The sequence below is a fragment of the Nitrospiraceae bacterium genome (genome assembly GCA_035623075.1).
Lineage (GTDB): Bacteria > Nitrospirota > Nitrospiria > Nitrospirales > Nitrospiraceae > DASPUC01.
Genome location: DASPUC010000011.1, coordinates 1 through 17,033, shown reverse-complemented (window position 1 = coordinate 17,033; position 17,033 = coordinate 1). Strand labels below are relative to the sequence as shown.

Below are 17,033 nucleotides of genomic sequence, written 5' to 3'. Positions count from 1 at the left end.
TAAAGTTACATGGATACACCGAGGTACAAAATGGAAGATGCCTCTTAGGAAGAAAGGCCAACATGGGCCATACAGATGTGTTTAAAGGGTCCGAGGCGATCGCTGAAGCCGCCCGGGATAAGGCTTCCTACACCGGCTTTATTGCGGGTTTGTTCGAAGCCGATGTCCGGTGGGACCTCTTCACCTCTATCGGCCTCCCGGAGGTGAGTCCGTCGGCCTTAGATTTTCTGGAACGACTCACGCCTACCCTTCTGTCCCTGGATCCCGAACGGGTCGATAGCGAGGGAGAACTCCCTGAGCCGGTTATTAAAACCTTGGCTCACCTCGGAGCACTGGGAATCAAGATCCCCAAATCGTTCGGCGGGCAGGAATTCACTCAATATGAATATCAAAAGGTTGCCACCCTGTGCGGAAGCGTCGACGCTTCGCTGACAGTGCTGTTGTCGGCAGCGCAATCAATCGGCGTTCCCGAGCCGCTGCGCCTTTTTGGAACGGAAGAGCAAAAAACGAAGTATCTTCCACGGCTGGCAAAGGGGGAGATTTCAGGGTTTGCGCTCACGGAGCGAAACGTTGGCTGCGATATCTCCAAAGTGGACACGTACGCTATCCGTGTCGCGGAGAATGGAAAGACCGTCGGCTACCGCCTCACAGGAGAAAAATTCTTCATTACGAATTCCGCGAAGCACGATGGCGAATTTCTGTCGTCCATGCTGGTCGTCATTGTACGAATCGTGGATCGTCCTGAGGAACTCCGGGACCCCCGGGCACACAAGCGGTATGGAGCCTTCATCGTCGAGACTCAATGGCCGGGATGCTCCGTCACTCGTCTGCGATTTGAGGGCGTCAGAGGTATTTACAACGGCATCCCGAGGTTCAACAATGTGTACGTCCCGATTGAAAATCGCCTCGGCAGCGAAGAGGACGGCCTGAGGATCGCGCTCGCCACCCTTACCGTCGGACGCCTGACTCTCCCTGCAGCCTGTCTGGGAGGCCTCAAGCAGTGCCTGTCCGTGATGCGCTGGTGGGGGCAGACTCGCGTCCAATGGAACAAACCGATCGGCGAACACAACCTGGTCGGAGAAAAACTCTGTCGCGTGGCAGCCTATACGCTGGCGCTCGATGCCGTAATGGCCTTCTGCGGAGCATGGGCCAAGAAGAAGGGTGACCTTCGGCTGGAGTCGGCGGCCGCCAAAATCATCGGAAGCGAATGGTACTGGGAGGCAGTCAACGACCTGTTCCAGATCCGCGGCGGACGAGGATTCATGACCGCCGAGGCCCAGCGGAAGACCGGCGAACCGGTCATTCCGGTGATGCGCATGCTTCGCGACGCGCGGATTAATCTCGTATGGGAGGGAACGAGTGAGATTCTTCGCATCTGGATGGCGCGCGAGTCTCTTGCTCCCTATCTCGATCAAGGTCTCGCCATTCTCGAAGGATCACTTTCCCGCAAGATCGCCGCGACATTTTATTACGCGCACATGTCGCTCCTCTCCTGTCTCACTTTCGCTCATTCCGGCTCCGCTTCTGCGTCATACGGGAGAGACTATGCCCGGTGGGTTCGTTTTATCGAGTCTTCCTCACGGAATCTGACACGATCAACCCTCATCGCAACACTCCGTCACCGACAGAAGCTGCACAATAAGCAACTCTTGCTGCAGCATTTGGTGAATGACAGTCTGTTACTCTTCCCCATGGCCGCGGTTCTCTGGTTTGCCTCCCAACCGGAAATGAGAGACAAGCCCGGGATCCGTGCGCTCGTCGATTACTTCTGCCAGGATATGGCGGATCGTCTGCGCCCTCCCTCCTCGATCGCCGCGAAAATCCGTCGACACAAGAAGGATACCGTTGTGTATCACCTATCAAAAGCCATCATGAATGGCGAATATGCATGGCTGGAGGAAGGGATTGTGCCCTGCTTGAGAAAAGTCGAGCCCACTCGTAACATGACGTAAGTCTTATGGTACGTCTCTCGAGTTATTGATACAGCTCCGCCAAGCCAAGCGAAACAAGAGGAGATTCAACAGTGAGCAAGTCCCAGCAGGCAGTCATTGCCAGCGCGGTGCGAACCCCGATGGGCAGCTTCAACGGCGTATTCAGCTCCGTACCGGCGACGAAACTTGGCAGCATCGCCATTGCCGAAGCCCTCAAACGCATTCAGGTACCGCCTGAGCGGGTGGATGAGGTCCTGATGGGTTGCGTGCTCAGCGCCGGGCTCGGCCAAGCACCGGCCAGGCAGGCATCGATCGGAGCCGGAATTCCCAACTCCGTCGGCGCCACGACGGTGAACAAGGTCTGCGGGTCCGGCATCAAGACGGTGATGATGGCCTCTCAGGCTATCGCGCTCGGGGAAGCAAGAATCATCGTGGCAGGCGGCATGGAAAATATGACCCGCGCGCCTTATTTGCTGGAGAAGGCCAGACGGGGATATCGGCTTGGCCATGCGGAGATAGTGGACAGCCTCCTTAAAGACGGGCTGTGGGACGTGTACAACAATTTCCACATGGGGAACGCCGGTGAACTCTGTGCCGCAAGGTACCGGCTCACGAGACGTGAACTCGACGATTTCGCCTTGGAAAGCTATCGTCGAGCTCAGCATGCCATTGCCTCCGGAGCCTTCAAGCGAGAGATCGTGCCGGTCGACGTACCCCAACGGAAGGGTACACCCGTAACGATTACGGATGATGAAGAACCGAATCGAGTCGATCTGGGCAAGATGCGCAATCTCAAGCCGGTGTTCCAGGAAGACGGTGTCCTCACCGTGGGCAATTCTCCATCCTGTAATGACGGGGCAGCAGCGTTGGTGGTAATGGCGGAAGAGGAAGCCGCCCAGCTTGGGCTAACCCCGATGGCCCACATCGTCGGCTATGCCGGAGCAGCCCTTGCGCCTGAATGGTTGACGATTGCACCGGTTGAGGCCATCAAGCTTGTGCTCAAGAAAACTGGCCTCTCGCTCACCGACATCGATCTCTTTGAGATCAACGAAGCCTTCTCAGCCGTCTCCCTTGCCATCAACCGTGAACTCGGGCTCGACCCAAAGAGGGTCAACGTCAACGGTGGAGCGGTCGCGCTGGGCCATCCGATCGGCGCCACCGGCGCCCGAATTCTTACGACTTTGCTCCACGCGATGGAAGCCCGGGGTGCCAAACGAGGGGTAGCCAGCCTTTGTATTGGAGGGGGCGAAGCCCTCGCATTCGTGGTGGAACGATCGTAATTCCCGCAGGAAACACCTGGCGAGAACTCGCTTAGCTCGAATGCTCGCGTTCCCGTCTAGTTCTGTCCACAGCAAAGTCGCCTAAACCTTGCCGAATAGACCGGAACGAACCACGCAGGTACAACAGCGTAAAGGTCACAGACCCAGGTTCGATACTGGTTGTGTCAGTCGACACCAAACGGCGTACCAGTTGCCAGAGCTTTTTCCCAGTGGTATCAGAAAGCTTCTTCTCCGATGGGCTCTCTTCTGTAAGTTTTGGTTTCATGGTGACCTCCGTTCCAAAACCTGCAATGTCTCACGCTCAAAATTAACTCTAACCCCTAGTTGAGACTCAACGTCAGAACCATCGGAGGAATCGTAAGGCCTCCATATACCCATGTAGATTTGCATGAAAGGCCTTTCCACACCTTCTATCCGCAGTGATGTCTTTAGTCTCGCGCTGTCTGGATCATCGCTAAGGATTACCTCATAGCCGCATGATCGGGCCAATTGTAAACCAAGTCGAAATAGTTCAAGTTGATCACGATCGTTGTAGGTGGCAGTCCTTATTAGGTCACGCTTAATAGATGACTGCCATAGCAGGACACAGATGCAAACCCCTACCGCCAGGGCAGTGATTATAAAAGTTGTTCGAGTGAGGTTTTCCTGGAGAAGGATATAGATCAAAATTCCAGCGACCATGACAATAGGTGTTAGCCGCTGAGCCAGTGCTACCCTCTTCGGTCGCCAATTCCATTGTGACTCTTCCACGCGCTCTAGTAGTTGAATCTTGCGTAATAGATTTTCAAATTGCCGTGTAAGGTCTTCAGACATTCTGGCTATCTCGCCTCGTTAGTCTCAGTAGGATGAAGAACTATTGATTGTCTAAGTTCATTATTTGAAAACCAATCAATTGGAGAGCGTGACCAGAAAATGCGGATGGCTCTGACCCAAGACGATCAACCGAACGGATAAGGCACAAGCGAATCACTGGCGCGCTCAACACCTTGCTCGTTCAACAGAGCGTTAGTTCGTTATCTCCCAATCATTGCCTTCACCTGGCTGACGCAGGCAGTCGTAGTTATAACCTGGCTGACTGACAAAAAAGAGGTTGCTTCTCTCAGCAAACGACTCGTCATCCCTATAACGGCCTCGATCATCAGCGTCCGGATGATAGACTCTCGCATAACCAGAACGGTGTCGTTTGTGAAACGTGTCAATGTAATCCACATACCCATACAGGTACCAAACTTTTGTTCCACGTCTAATCTCATCGTCATCCCGAATCGTTATGGGAAACTCTTGCCAGTGAAAAAATGGATCGCCTTTGTACAGAAAGATATGCTATTTCTTGTTTTGAGCGGAGGAATAGTCAGGAATGGTAGGCAGGGATGTCGTATTCGGAAGCACCAGCGGAATGAGAACCATTCCCGTAACAGTTGCCGGAGTGCGTCCAAGGTTCTTCACCTCAATTTGCACCCCATACTTACTACTTGGCCCAGGAGAAACCTCTCTCCCAGGTGGGCTATGAGACATTTTGACGTAAGCTCTATCAGAGGCGACAATCGATTCAGCTTGTTTGATGGCAGCCTCAGCAGATGCTTTAGCCGCTTCAGCAGCACTGCCGGCATCGGTCGTAGCTTGTCTCATTAAACGCAACTGCCAAAGAAACAGACCAATTTGACCCAGAGCTGTGACAATCAATCCGGCCGTGCAGTACGCCAAGAGCTTGGTGTATTCGACGAGTTCCGTATCGAGCGCCGTTTTGTGTTCGCGCTCTTTTATATCAGTAGCTATATCTTCCTCGCTTCTCTTGGTCGTGATCTCGCCCTTCATAAAGACAGGCTTATCTTCGGTACCGCGCAGATAGGTTGGGGACGGCTTCTTACCGCTAGTAGACTTTTTTTGTTCTGGCTTAATCTGACTCGGACTTTGGGGAAAATTGTCGTTTGCCGCTTTGCTGGTGCCCGTTAGAACCAAGACAAAAGCAAATAGGATCAACGCCCATGAGTATCTTGATCGCATCATCACAACTCGGTGGATGCAGATTGATTATTCTCTGTTCGGCGACGGTCCGATCTTCATAACGCAGATGAATCTTACGCCAGAGTAACTCGGTGCGGCTAGAGGACCCCAATTGACACCCCTCCGAGGCACGAGCTGGTCCAGACAGTTGAAGGCTCCCACGAAGTCGACTTCCTCATTGTTCCAGACGATCCATCCCTAGAGCGGATCAAGATCGCCATTGAACTGGACGGCCACGAGTTCCACGAGAAGACGAAGGAGCAGGTCCACAAAGACAAGGTCAGAGAACGGGCGATCATTAAGCAGGGCGTGACCATACTCCGCTTCTCCGGCTCAGAGGTTGTTCGCAATGCACGAGGCTGTGTGGTGGAAGTTGAAGAGTTTCTAAGCAGAACGATGGTTCAAGTGCCGACCTCGTAGAGCGACGGCACTCAGTCTGTACGATGCTTTCCCCTGTATTTCCTACCTCAGGTCGACGAGAAACTCAGTACCGTAGCGGCGTTCTACACACGAGTCTATACAGCGCGGCGGCAGTTGAGGCCAATTATGCTTAGGGCTTGGTAATCAAGGCAAGACGAATGAAGACACCAGTCAGATAGACAAATGACTCGACTTCCTTCCGCGTCAGGTCTGGTTTCGGCTGCCCATCTTTTCCGGCGTGGCGGATTTTGTTTCCATAGACCACGTATTCTTTGAGAATCGGTTTATAGAGATCCGAGACCTCGACCGCTTTGATGAACGACTCAGCATTGCCGGAGAGGTCTTTCTCACCGCGACCTGTCACAACTTTCGCCAGCCCCTCTAGTGCCTCATACATGTCTGTGATGACATCGGACAACAACTGAGGTTTGCCAATCGAGTGCAGAAGATGCTCTAGCCCCTTATTAAAGCTACTTCTGACACCGTCGTACTTTTCACCTTGGAGACAGCCAAGTACATCGTTAACGAGTTTTTCATCTAGGATGCCTGATCCCGAGGGACGGAATTGTCCCTCATGCCAGCGGATGCCAAGATCAACCTCCGATAAGGAGAGAATATGCATAATGAGGGCTTCAAGGTAGCCAGCGTTCCGATGGCCTTTGAGCATCATGGATATTGCTTCCACAGCTTTAACATTGGCCCAAAATTCTTCTCTGATGTAGCGATGGAGCGGAGTGCCATCACGCCTGTTCTTGATGCCAAGAATCATAAGCAGATTGCCCTCATAAATGTTTCGCTCGTCTGGGTGCAGATCCCACCAAAATTGCTCTAAGATTTGGTTATGAACTCGATTTACAAATTTCTTTTTCTCCTCTTCAATCGGGATGTGGATGTTGAACCGTTCGTGAAACTTTTGTGTCATGGCCTGCCTTGTTTGAGCACGTCCGAGCCGGACACCGGCTGCCGCCATTAGATCGGCAGCCGAGTCCCACCCGCGCCGGTGTGACCCCGGCGATCCTGGAACTGTTAGATGGGCTCCCTAAACCGAACTGGCGAGGCGAAATGTGACCCCAACTGTGACCCCAGGCTACGTTCTCGACCGCCTATATAATCTAACTTCTTGATTTGGTTGGTCGGGGCGAGAGGATTTGAACCTCCGACATCCTGCTCCCAAAGCAGGCGCGCTACCAGGCTGCGCTACGCCCCGACTTTGGAATTACCAGCACTTATAACTTGCCCTGAGGCAGGCGAGGACGCAAGTGTTATTACAGTGTTAGCCGTATACTTCTGAAGCTTTTGAGCCGCCTCATGGAGGTCTTCCGGCTGGATCGTATTATACCGCCGATGCATTTGTTCCGACTTGTGGCCGACGATCTTCATAGCGGTCATGGTATCCACCCCTGCCCGTCTCAGATTGGTGCTTGCCGTGTGGCGAAGGTCATGAAGCCGGAGACCAGTAATCCCCGCCCTTCGACATGCCGCGGCAAATGCGGTTCGTGGGTTCTTCCACGGCCTCCCGTTATACAGGAACACCCGATTAGTGTCTAGGCGTCGTTCCTTGTGTAACTCAACAAATGTTTCATAAACGTCAGGCGTCATCGGTACCACCCGCGTTTCCCCATTCTTGGTCTTGCGTAGCGTGAACTCTCGTCGCCGCATGTCTACATCTGACCATTCCAGCTTGAGCAACTCTCCCTTCCGCGGACCAACCATGTAGGCAATAGTCAGGAAGCGGAGTAAATGAGGAGCGCCCGTCTTTCTTAGAAGTGCCCATTCTTCAGCACTCACGATCCTGTTACGTTCATTTCTTGGGTCCGGTTTCTCAACATGCGAGGCTGGATTGTCCACCACAAGCTTAAATCGGGGACTCTTTGCTACGTTGAACATATGCGTTAACGCGGTATGGTCGTGGTTCACAGTTTGCACTGACACAGATAACGGCCTGTCCTGTCGCTTCCACCCACAAACCGGACACACTGCTTTCCCAAGGAGCTTCTGACAGCCACCACACCTGGTCATCGGGTATCGCACGCGCTGTGCGCGATAGATTGCCACATCTTCAGATGTGATCGACGCTAACGGACGATCACCGAAGAACTCAACCAGATGACCGACTTTCAGCTTGCGATCTTCATACGTTGCCAGCTTGCGTACCTCTTCCAGACCCAGGTAGGTCTCAGCCCATTCCCAGAATGTAACAGCCTGTGCGCGTTCCAGTGATGGACTTAGCATTTGACCAGCCAAAAGCTTTGTCTTAATGACCGCTTTCTGGTCTCTTGCATAACCTCGATTCCGTGAACCTACCTTCCATCGCCTTAGTCTCCCTGTCCCCGGCGGTGCCAGACGAAGCACCTTTCCGTCATCCAGAACCGGGAACTCAACGTTAGTAACTATCCTTCCGTTTAGTCAGTCCCATCGGACTACCTACCTTTCTGTGGCCGCCTGGCCACCCCTACAAGTTGGTTGAGAGTGATGTGTAACGCCTTGCACAGCTTCAGGAGCGTGGAGAGCTGCGGATCAAATCGGCCAGCTTCAAGGTTTACCAGGGTTACGTAATGTACTCCTGATAGTGCCCCTAGTCGCCTTAGACTCAACCTCCGTCGCTCTCGCCACTCCCTAAGCCGCAGCTTCACAACACTATGATAGTGTATACACTACCACACTGTCAATTGCCTATCGGTGGCATAGGCATAACGGTATTCTTTTTAAGCCACCCATCGAGCATGGCCTGGTCAAACTTCACCAACCGACCCACTTTGATGTAAGGGATGCGCCTCTGACTAACCATCGTGTAGATGGTATGAGGCGACAAACCTGTAAAAGCTGCTGCGTCCTTAACCGACATTAGCCGCTGCATTGCTTGTTACTCCTTCTATTTATATAAGTTCATTTTACTTAGTACGTTGATCCGCCGCGTATAGCCGCGCTTGACATCCGGAGCCAACTTCCTTAAACGAATACACATGGCGAAGCGACGTAAACCCAAAGCCAAGCTCTCTAAGCGTCCTAGAAAGACTGCGCGCACTACGGCAAGGGCAAAACGGGCTAGAGTCACACGGAAGCCACGCAAGGCGAAAAAGGCCGTGCCCAAGCGTAAGTGGAAGACATCCATCGCATCAAAGCGATCAGGGACGCCAACCTCTCCACCCACCACCAGCCATGTTCCCTGGACTGAGCCACTGCCAAGCGAACCACCAAAGCTCACCGATGACTCTGAACCAGAGATTCCTCCTGAGTCTTAGTTACTTCTCCTTCACTTGCTGCTCCGCAGGGCAGTTCCTTCTTGGGACGCCTACCCATCCGGTATGGCCACAGTGCACAAGTGGTAACCGGACATAAACGGATTTCCTTTGGTTGATTGCAAGTACAGTCTAGGCACTTCGCGCGTATAGCCTTCATAGCCGTCAGGTGCTTCATAAATGCCTCCTAAAGCAAAAAACCCGAGGGCTAGCTCACGATTTTGCAACGATCGCCGTGAGGCTAGGGGTAGCCCTAGGGTTTCAATCAGTCAATATGAATTTCTTGAGCTACGGTACTGCTATACGTTTACTCCTGTCCTGTGAGGAGACCCTCGCTCGGCTGTTCCGAGGCGCTCTTTTCTTGAGATGGATTCGATTCGTCCAAGGACCCACCCTCAGGCGTGGTGTCTGGATGAATCGAATTCCGCCGATAGCGGTAGGGATCTCCCTTGCATCCCTTCCCGCTACGGACACATTTGTCTTCCAACTTCTTCACTGCTCTCGAAAAGTCCTGCTTGGAAAGGCTGGTCTTTTTAATTAACTCCTCTGTCGTCTGGTCACTTTCGGTTAGCGCAGCAAAGAGTTTCTCCGCCTTTACCGACATGGATACCTCTTCAGGAGTTCCAAGCACCCTGTACTCGTCTTCCTTCAGTTCAATGAGGAGTTCACGAGGCGTTTCCCGATATCGGGGGAAGCTCTCCAGCATACGTTGGCAGCCTCCTCCCTCTGTGCGCTTCATGGAGAGTGCAATATCCACGATTCCTAGTAGAGCGGAGGACCCTCTTATTTCTTCCCCATGCTCCCCACCGCCTTTCCTGGTATGTGCAAGTCCTAACCAGGCAGCATTCGTCCTACGTACGACATCCAGCAATGGAGATACTTGGCGGATTACCTCGGACGCATCTGTTTCGTCTTTGAGCTTCCACCAAGCTACGAGCGTGTCGATCACAACAAGACCAATGTTATTTTCATCGATGTAGGTAACTAGCTCCTTCAACACGGACTCATTGTATGGCAAAGGGGCCATCTGCACCCTCACTAAACCACGCATATCTTCAGTGATGACAGTCCGCAGTCGGTCAATCATGTCTCCAGGATGTTCTTCTAAGCCCAGTATCAGCACGTTTGCCTGCGCGACTTCTCTCCCTAGAAACGGTTTTCCGAGCGCCACGGCTGCCAGGAGTTGATACACGAGCGTGGTCTTACCCACCTTCGGCGGTCCGGCTAGGAGCGTGAGCCGTCCATCTGCAAGATAGCCATCCCATACCCAAGGGATTTCGCTATCCACTTCCTTGAACAGATCAACCACGTCTACAGGGTTGAGCATGGATATACGATTCGATCCGTCCGAGCTTCCTGTACTAGATTTGGGGCTTGGATGAATCGAAATCACCTCACCTCTTCCTGGCGCGCATGGTTCTATAACTGACGTTGATCGTGCCACACTCATGACAAAACCCTTTCTGCTGCTAACTCATATGTAGCAGCGTTGTGCTAGATACGCGTAGTACCTAGCGATTAAGGTGAACAACCTGTCAAAAAAACAAAGACCCCGCGGATGAGCTGCGGGGCCTTGCTTTCACTAAAGAGAGAGGTCTATGGAGGGAGCTAAGACGCTTATATTCCTATGTACTGGGTACTATGTATATGTATACGTATAGGCAGAGGAGTAGGTAGAAGAATAGCTTGTGGGGTAGAGACCGGTCGGACTGCCCCCTAGCAACGCGGCCAAGCTAGACTGGAGAACCTGTTCCTGAAATCCAGCCTCTAAAACATTACCCGTTTGGCCCGCATATTTTGTGCGGCTGGCGAAAGAAAAACATTTTCACCCAACCCTCCTTTGAATAATCGGAGCCTCAACCGATTGAAAATTAACAACTTCTCTGTCCAGAATCGCTTTAGCCCTAGCCAGTTTTCGGGCCACCTGATCGCGGCTCAGCCCTAAGGCCTTTCCAGCTTCCTTTTGCGTCCACCCCTCAAAGAGACAGGCCTTGACGACACCCCGCATTTCCTCCGGTAACCTGCGATAGGCTTCACACTCACTGATCGCGTTCAGTAGGTCGGCCACGGTGTATCGTTCATCTTCATAATCTCTTGCATTATCTTCATCGAAGCTATGGAGATGAATTGGTTCAACTGCACACTCTAATCTCCGCCGTTGTTCGTCCACACACCGAGACTTGAGGCGGGTCATCAGCCACGTTTTCACACTTGCAGGACCAGCCACATCAAATTGGCCACACTCTTGATACAACTCTAGAAGAGTCTGTTGGACCACGTCATCAGCTGTAGGTTCATCGCGAAGCTTGCTGATCGCAAATCGAACCAAGTCTGAGCGATGCTCTTTTACTGCTGCCTCGAACTCTGCGTATGTCATACCTCCCACCTCTCTACTGCTACACAGCTGTAGCAGTGGTTGTGTGTCACGCACTGCTCGTGCTTGACGATGAATGTGAAAAGCTGTCAATAAAGCAAAGGCCCCACGTACGTGTACGCGGAGCCTTGCTTTCAATACAGAGAGGGGTCCTGGGAGCTACCTAGTAGGGTGCTGGTATAGAGCTAGGTATATATTTAGGTATGTATAGAGATATAGAGGGAGAGAGGACGCAGGTATCCTACGAGCGAGGTCTATCAGTAGTACTAGTGCGGTGCGACTACAGTACTACTGGGAAGCAGGGCTGAGTCTCCGCGCTATCAAGACAAACCATCCACGGGAAGGCTCCCCTGGCTCCATGCAAGGCTTCGAAGCATCCCGTGTCGTTTTGCATTTAACTCCCGGTCCGGAATTTGTCAAGAGCCTCGACCGGCCAATGAAAACTATTTTCTCGATTTACCGAATGGACAAGCCTGGCCAAGACCTGTCTATAGTAAGTACGTATACCTAGCAATGTTATGACCCGCATCATTCGTTCCAGGCTCGACCAACTCCAGCCAGTTCCAACGAGCAACAGACTGCACAAACCGCAAAGCATGCAACAGAGGAATAGTTCCCTGCGAACTGCAATTTTGCCTTTCTTGCTTTAGGTAGCTGGCGGGGTGAATGCCCTAGGTTCCGAACGGAGCATTGCATTTCCGTCTCCTACGGACGGATTCTTTCGTACCCGCTATCACTGATGAACAAAGGGCTTTGTCCTACTTAAGAAGAAAGGTTTTTACTTTTGAGTAATATCCCATCCCCCGGAAGAAGCATTTTATTCTGTGCCAGCCAGATAATATTGTAATCAATATTGCCTTACGTTTTTAGCTAGATCTTGCCACTACATTGGGAGGGTGAGATATATGTTGCTCGATGGGCTGAAGCCCGTACAAAGGAGAAATCATCAATGAAGCCTGTGACTGCAGGGTTGTCTCTGGCCGTCTTCTTTGGCGCGCTCACTACTTCACAGCCAGCGTGGGCCTATATTGACCCAGCTAGCGGCAGCATGATCGTGCAATTGGCGTTAGGTGGTGTCGCGGGCATGCTTGTCGTGTTGAAACTGTATTGGCACCGCTTCATGAATCTCCTTTTCGGTCGCAGAGGACCAAACAAAGAGAATGGTAGTTTCGGTTAGGCTGAAGGCGCAATGGAAATGATAGAAGCATTACCTGGGTCATTTCGTGATCCAAGCGGCCATGTCTATGAGATCGAGGGACAAATATTCAGAACTGTGTTGGAACACCATGCAGTACATTTTGAGTATGTGAAATCCACCGGACTGCTTCAGCAATTCGTACAGGACGGACGTATTCTCCCAGCCGAACAAGTCCACAAAGAGGTGCTTGGGCCCGTTGAAGAGGATGTCAAATATGTGATTCAAGTCCCTAAGTTACCTTTTGTTACATTTCCATATGAATGGTCATTCTCTGCCCTAAAAGCCGCGGCCTTGTTACACTTGGAGATTAATTTAGCCGCCCTCAACAAAGGTATAACACTCTCAGACGCTTCCGCCTACAACGTACAATTTCAGGGGACACGACCTGTTTTTATCGATCATTTGTCTTTTCGAAAATATTACAATGGAGAGATTTGGGCAGGTCACCGCCAATTCTCGGAGCAGTTCCTGGTTCCCCTCCTGCTGCGTGCGTTGTTCGGTATTAGCCATAACGCCTGGTATAGGGGGACGCAGGAAGGGATTCCCGTGAGTGATTTCCGACGATTACTGAAGTGGCGACATTATTTCAATTGGAATGTGCTCACGCACGTCGGCATGCAGGCCATATTCCAACGAGCGGCCCTCGATGCGCGCATGTATCTCAAGAGGGACGATCTGCCCACTTCTCCTTTTCCTCTCTCATCCTTCCGTCGCATGTTGAACGGATTGCATGATTGGATCACCTCGCTTGAGCCTGCGGACACTGGCAAGACGCTCTGGCAGAATTATGCGACAACATCTGGCTATGCAACCAGGGAAACAGAACTGAAGAGGCAGTTTATTCAAGAATTCGTAGCCAAAGCGAGACCGAAACTGTTGTGGGATCTCGGCAGCAATACTGGCGAGTACGCCGCGGCTGCATTGGAAGCAGGTGCTGAGTACGTAGTTGGATTTGACTCGGACCATGGAGCTGTGGAGTCGTGCTTTGCACGTGCTTCCAGAGAACACCTCCCGTTTCAGGCGCTGTTTATGGAGATTGCCAATCCCAGTCCAAGTCAAGGTTGGATGGAGCGGGAAAGATCTGGGTTGCGTGAGCGCGCATCCGCCGATGGCATCCTCGCGCTCGCCTTGGTACATCATCTCGTGATTGCGAACAATATTCCTTTCGGGCAATTGCTGGATTGGATTGTTGATCTTGCGCCCAGAGGGATTATTGAATTTATCCCCAAGAGCGATCCGATGGTTAAGTGCCTACTTAGCCTACGTGACGACATCTTCTCGGACTATACGCTTGAGGTTTTTCTGCAAATCATCAGTAAAAAGGCTGAGATCGTCAAGACCGCCGTCGTATCCTCGAGCGGTCGGTTTCTACTTTGGTACCACAGGCGGTAAAAGCTCAATGTCTGCTGACAAGAAAACACTTCCTCTGCAACCCAGCGCGAAGCACGTGCGGGGCATTCGATTGATAGGGTGGATAAAGGAGCTGTTGCTGCCACTCCTTATTCTCTGGACGTCATTCGCATTTTATCTAACCACGAACTCCTTCTCATTCCATCGTGCATCTGTCTTAATTGTGCTCGGTGGAATGCTTCTCTTTGCCGCCTTTGTTTCCGTTCTCAAAATGACCGGGGCACGAGTCTGGCACACGTTGATCATCGCGGGACTCATTACGCTCTTCATTGATACTGAGTTTCAGACGATGGTCGAAATAAATAAGTACAGCCTGCTTGCTGTATTTCTTGGAATCTTTGTCCTTTTCCTGAAGTGGCAAGAGAATTCTTATCACATTATGACGGTTGTTTTCTCAACCTGCTTGGTGAGCACACTTACTTTGCCGATTTTGATGCGAAGCGAAGCCGAAGTTCCCTTTGCTGTGAGTACGGCAAACGCCGCACACCGTCCTCTTCCCCGGATTATTCATCTTATTCTCGACGAGCATGTCGGAGTTGAGGGTATCCCGACTGGACTCGAATCCGGTCAAGCGATTAAAGACAAAATTCTGGGGTTCTATCAGCAATACGGATTTTATGTGTATGGCAAGGCATTCAGTCATTATGCTAGCACGTATAACGCCGTCCCTAACGCTTTAAATTTCTCTGCGGAAGCCGAAAACAGGCCATTCCTCACGGGCACTCACTTTCCTTTTAAGCTTCAGAGTAACAAATATTTTACGATACTTTCTCAAAGGCACTATCAGGTTAACGTGCACGGATCTGGAACCATTGACTTTTGCCCAGGCAATCCTATCCTTGTGCACAGCTGTCATGAATATGCCGGCCTTGCTACGGGAGTCATCGCGGACCTCAATCTGCCTGTAGCTGATCAACTCCGGGTGATTTTTGCCGGATACTTGAATCGATCCATTCGATATCAACGTATACGGTCCTTTTATCAATCTATGCAGCCACGACTTATTTCCCAGGGAATTCCATTGCCAGCATGGACTTGGGACACCTATGTTGTGCCGTATGCGGCTAACACCATGGCAGCCCTAGCACATCTCTCGGAGGACATCTTGGCGATGCCACCAGGGAGTGTCATGTTTGCGCACCTTTTGCTCCCCCATTTCCCCTACGTTTACAAAGAGGATTGTTCAACCCACGCCTCCCTTCAAGAATTCAAGAGCCGGACCCTAACCTTCGAGGGAACCCACCAAATGAATGGGTATGACAACACCATTAAGTCAAGGGAGGAGAGATATCGACTCTATTTCCAGCAGTTGCAGTGCCTTTATGTCAGGTTGGAGGAACTTTTTCAACGAATGCAGGCTGCAGGCATTTTCGAGGACTCAATCATCATTCTTCATGGCGACCATGGTTCGAGAATTGGTCTGCACGATGCATATTTCGAAAATTTCGATGTCCTGTCGAAAGAGGATTACACTGATGCCTTCTCCACACTGTTTGCTGTGAAGCTCCCCGGTAAATCAGGAGGCTACGATCTTTCCATACGCCCGTTGGAGAACTTGCTGGCAGAAGCTATAAAGGTGCCAATCGAGTCAGCAGCGACTCCCGCAACTACGGATTCCGAGCCATTTGTTTACCTGAAGTCGAAGACTGGCAAGGATTTGGTTCGGGTATTCTATTTACCGGCATCCTAGCCCTGCCTTAACTTTTCTTCCTGAAGCACCGGAAGGTATACGTCGAGATGCTTGATAAATCGAGCGCACTACCAAGGGGATTCGAGCTAGGATTTTGGACAAGGGATGAGCGATATGGCTGGGCTTGGTCTGAAACGGTCAGGTGTGTACCCAGAGCCCGTATTGTAATCCCACTTCCACTTTCCATTTTTGGTCCCGCTTCAGAATATAACTCAGCCGCAGTTGGTCGTAACAAAAATATCAAAACACCAAGTTTTTCATTCTTCCGGCGTCGTAGTTTTTCGCGGTGAATCTTCATCGGTCATAGGGTCGTAGGGTGGACTGCGATGCAGCCCCAGCCATGAGGCATGTGTTCTGTTGGCACTGTCATGCGTTTAACCCTGGCCTCGGGCCCCATGGACACAAGGGTGGCCACGCAAATGTACCCCTGGCCCCACGTGCCTAGCGACCAGCTAGTACCCAACCAACGGAAAGGGCCACGCCTTTGATAGGCGTGGCCCCTCCCTCTACTGACCAAGTGTAACCGTAATTGTAACCATTACACCATTACAACAGCCTCACACTCAGCGCAACTCTACGCAAATCCCAGTTGCGGGCTCTCCCCATCTAACTCGTCAGAATCAGGCTGTTGGCGCGGCGATTGAGTATCTAAACAATCGGCAGGGTCTGGTATTCGTAAACCGCAGGTCGCTGGTTCGATTCCAGTCGCCGGCTCCAGCAGTTTCAATATCTTCTGAGTCTTCTTCAGACTGCTCCTCTCCGGGAGTTGTCACGAACTCGTCACCAGGCCCCCGCACCTCCACCAACCGCACCGCTTTATCTATATAACCAGGTTGCAAGTGGGTATAGCGATTGACCATCGCCAACGTCTGATGAAAGAAGCGACGACCTGGCATTAAAGTACGACCCGCCCATGCATTTCGTTATCCCTGACTATTACATAATTCGTAACTGTGGGTGGTTCGCCTTTAGGCCTTGTCAGGATACTATTGGCTCCCGACTCGATAACGGCGTTGGAGTAGGTCTGCAAGAATCTGGAATGCAGGTTGAATATAGCGAACATATTCCCAGTAAGGGGTTGGTATGCGTTGTCACCGTGAAGCAATCGTCCCCCGAAAATTACACCGCTCAATTTCTCAGTTTGGCGACTGCAACGGTGATTCCTGCTTACACGACACGCGAATACGTTCTGAGTTACCAGATCATTCTGGATTTTAAGGATATAAAAGAGTACCAGTACAATATTACGGAGAAGGCTCTTAGCAGCCTGTTTATGTGGCTACTGGCTCCGGTAGTGCCGTTTATGAACGATGTGGCAATAGGCGTGTGGCACCCCGGACCGCTTTCTCCTGTGGTTCGAGAGGCTACTAAAAGGTTCTGGCAGGATGCCCACCGAGACGGGATTTTTTAGAAATCCCTGCCATAGATGGTTGAGTACCTACCAAGCCCGTAATCTTCTAGATCGTAATACAACCATTTCCCCCCTT

The 17,033-nt window shown here is 51.6% G+C and carries 14 protein-coding genes and 1 tRNA gene; 6 read left to right on the top strand and 9 right to left on the bottom strand.

Translation table 11 applies throughout. The annotated features are described in order from the left end of the window. The first annotated feature begins 62 nt into the window (after positions 1-62). Both VEI50_02400 and VEI50_02395 read left to right on the top strand, forming a co-directional pair. Positions 63-1,952 carry an acyl-CoA dehydrogenase family protein gene (locus VEI50_02400; GenBank protein HXX73956.1) on the top strand — a complete coding sequence of 630 codons (1,890 nt, stop codon included), beginning with the start codon at positions 63-65 and terminating at the stop codon, positions 1,950-1,952. Between the two features lie 71 nt (positions 1,953-2,023). Further along, a complete protein-coding gene (locus VEI50_02395) occupies positions 2,024-3,211 on the top strand; it encodes an acetyl-CoA C-acetyltransferase (GenBank protein ID HXX73955.1) in 1,188 nt (395 codons plus the stop codon). A 31-nt stretch (positions 3,212-3,242) separates the two neighbouring features. Here VEI50_02395 and VEI50_02390 read toward each other — a convergent pair whose 3' ends face one another. From VEI50_02390 to VEI50_02355, 8 genes are all read right to left on the bottom strand, one after another. Continuing rightward, complete coding sequence (locus VEI50_02390) at positions 3,243-3,476, bottom strand: hypothetical protein (protein HXX73954.1); 234 nt, start codon at positions 3,474-3,476, stop codon at positions 3,243-3,245. Positions 3,477-4,534: 1,058 nt separating this feature from the next. Further along, positions 4,535-5,218 carry a hypothetical protein gene (locus tag VEI50_02385; protein ID HXX73953.1) on the bottom strand — a complete coding sequence of 228 codons (684 nt, stop codon included), beginning with the start codon at positions 5,216-5,218 and terminating at the stop codon, positions 4,535-4,537. A 547-nt stretch (positions 5,219-5,765) separates the two neighbouring features. Beyond that, complete coding sequence (locus VEI50_02380; GenBank protein ID HXX73952.1) at positions 5,766-6,557, bottom strand: hypothetical protein; 792 nt, start codon at positions 6,555-6,557, stop codon at positions 5,766-5,768. A 208-nt stretch (positions 6,558-6,765) separates the two neighbouring features. Next, positions 6,766-6,842: transfer RNA gene (locus tag VEI50_02375), tRNA-Pro, on the bottom strand. Beyond that, a complete protein-coding gene (locus VEI50_02370; protein ID HXX73951.1) occupies positions 6,833-7,867 on the bottom strand; it encodes a site-specific integrase in 1,035 nt (344 codons plus the stop codon). Before VEI50_02370 ends, VEI50_02375 begins: the two co-directional genes overlap by 10 nt. 640 nt (positions 7,868-8,507) lie before the next feature. After that, positions 8,508-8,840 carry a hypothetical protein gene (locus VEI50_02365; GenBank protein HXX73950.1) on the bottom strand — a complete coding sequence of 111 codons (333 nt, stop codon included), beginning with the start codon at positions 8,838-8,840 and terminating at the stop codon, positions 8,508-8,510. 341 nt (positions 8,841-9,181) lie between these two features. Continuing rightward, positions 9,182-10,201, bottom strand: a complete 1,020-nt coding sequence (locus tag VEI50_02360) for an AAA family ATPase (protein ID HXX73949.1) — start codon at positions 10,199-10,201, stop codon at positions 9,182-9,184. 498 nt (positions 10,202-10,699) lie between these two features. Continuing rightward, positions 10,700-11,251 (bottom strand): sigma-70 family RNA polymerase sigma factor, encoded by a 552-nt coding sequence (locus VEI50_02355; protein ID HXX73948.1) that lies wholly within the window; start codon positions 11,249-11,251, stop codon positions 10,700-10,702. 946 nt (positions 11,252-12,197) lie between these two features. Between VEI50_02355 and VEI50_02350 the strand changes: the two genes are divergently transcribed. Genes VEI50_02350 through VEI50_02340 form a run of 3 tightly spaced genes read left to right on the top strand, consistent with a single transcriptional unit; the run spans position 12,198 to position 15,546 of the window. After that, the gene (locus VEI50_02350) at positions 12,198-12,425 is read left to right on the top strand and encodes a hypothetical protein (protein ID HXX73947.1); all 228 of its coding nucleotides are present in this window, start codon (positions 12,198-12,200) and stop codon (positions 12,423-12,425) included. A gap of 12 nt (positions 12,426-12,437) precedes the next feature. Continuing rightward, positions 12,438-13,838, top strand: coding sequence for a hypothetical protein (locus tag VEI50_02345; protein HXX73946.1), 1,401 nt, complete (start codon positions 12,438-12,440; stop codon positions 13,836-13,838). A 7-nt stretch (positions 13,839-13,845) separates the two neighbouring features. Next, positions 13,846-15,546 (top strand): hypothetical protein, encoded by a 1,701-nt coding sequence (locus VEI50_02340; GenBank protein HXX73945.1) that lies wholly within the window; start codon positions 13,846-13,848, stop codon positions 15,544-15,546. Between the two features lie 620 nt (positions 15,547-16,166). On the opposite strand, the gene VEI50_02335 is transcribed toward VEI50_02340, so the two are convergent. Then, positions 16,167-16,442, bottom strand: a complete 276-nt coding sequence (locus VEI50_02335; protein HXX73944.1) for a hypothetical protein — start codon at positions 16,440-16,442, stop codon at positions 16,167-16,169. 143 nt (positions 16,443-16,585) lie between these two features. Between VEI50_02335 and VEI50_02330 the strand changes: the two genes are divergently transcribed. Beyond that, positions 16,586-16,957 carry a hypothetical protein gene (locus tag VEI50_02330; protein HXX73943.1) on the top strand — a complete coding sequence of 124 codons (372 nt, stop codon included), beginning with the start codon at positions 16,586-16,588 and terminating at the stop codon, positions 16,955-16,957. The last annotated feature ends 76 nt before the right edge of the window (positions 16,958-17,033 follow it).

Excerpts from the sequence above, each read along its gene's own strand:
- VEI50_02360 (HXX73949.1), bottom strand. The coding sequence starts at position 10,201 with ATGCTCAACCCTGTAGACGTGGTTGATCTGTTCAAGGAAGTGGATAGC.
- VEI50_02370 (HXX73951.1), bottom strand. The coding sequence starts at position 7,867 with ATGCTAAGTCCATCACTGGAACGCGCACAGGCTGTTACATTCTGGGAA.
- VEI50_02380 (HXX73952.1), bottom strand. The coding sequence starts at position 6,557 with ATGACACAAAAGTTTCACGAACGGTTCAACATCCACATCCCGATTGAA.
- VEI50_02340 (HXX73945.1), top strand. The coding sequence starts at position 13,846 with ATGTCTGCTGACAAGAAAACACTTCCTCTGCAACCCAGCGCGAAGCAC.
- VEI50_02335 (HXX73944.1), bottom strand. The coding sequence starts at position 16,442 with ATGCCAGGTCGTCGCTTCTTTCATCAGACGTTGGCGATGGTCAATCGC.
- VEI50_02385 (HXX73953.1), bottom strand. The coding sequence starts at position 5,218 with ATGATGCGATCAAGATACTCATGGGCGTTGATCCTATTTGCTTTTGTC.
- VEI50_02330 (HXX73943.1), top strand. The coding sequence starts at position 16,586 with ATGCAGGTTGAATATAGCGAACATATTCCCAGTAAGGGGTTGGTATGC.
- VEI50_02345 (HXX73946.1), top strand. The coding sequence starts at position 12,438 with ATGGAAATGATAGAAGCATTACCTGGGTCATTTCGTGATCCAAGCGGC.
- VEI50_02355 (HXX73948.1), bottom strand. The coding sequence starts at position 11,251 with ATGACATACGCAGAGTTCGAGGCAGCAGTAAAAGAGCATCGCTCAGAC.
- VEI50_02390 (HXX73954.1), bottom strand. The coding sequence starts at position 3,476 with ATGAAACCAAAACTTACAGAAGAGAGCCCATCGGAGAAGAAGCTTTCT.
- VEI50_02400 (HXX73956.1), top strand. The coding sequence starts at position 63 with ATGGGCCATACAGATGTGTTTAAAGGGTCCGAGGCGATCGCTGAAGCC.
- VEI50_02350 (HXX73947.1), top strand. The coding sequence starts at position 12,198 with ATGAAGCCTGTGACTGCAGGGTTGTCTCTGGCCGTCTTCTTTGGCGCG.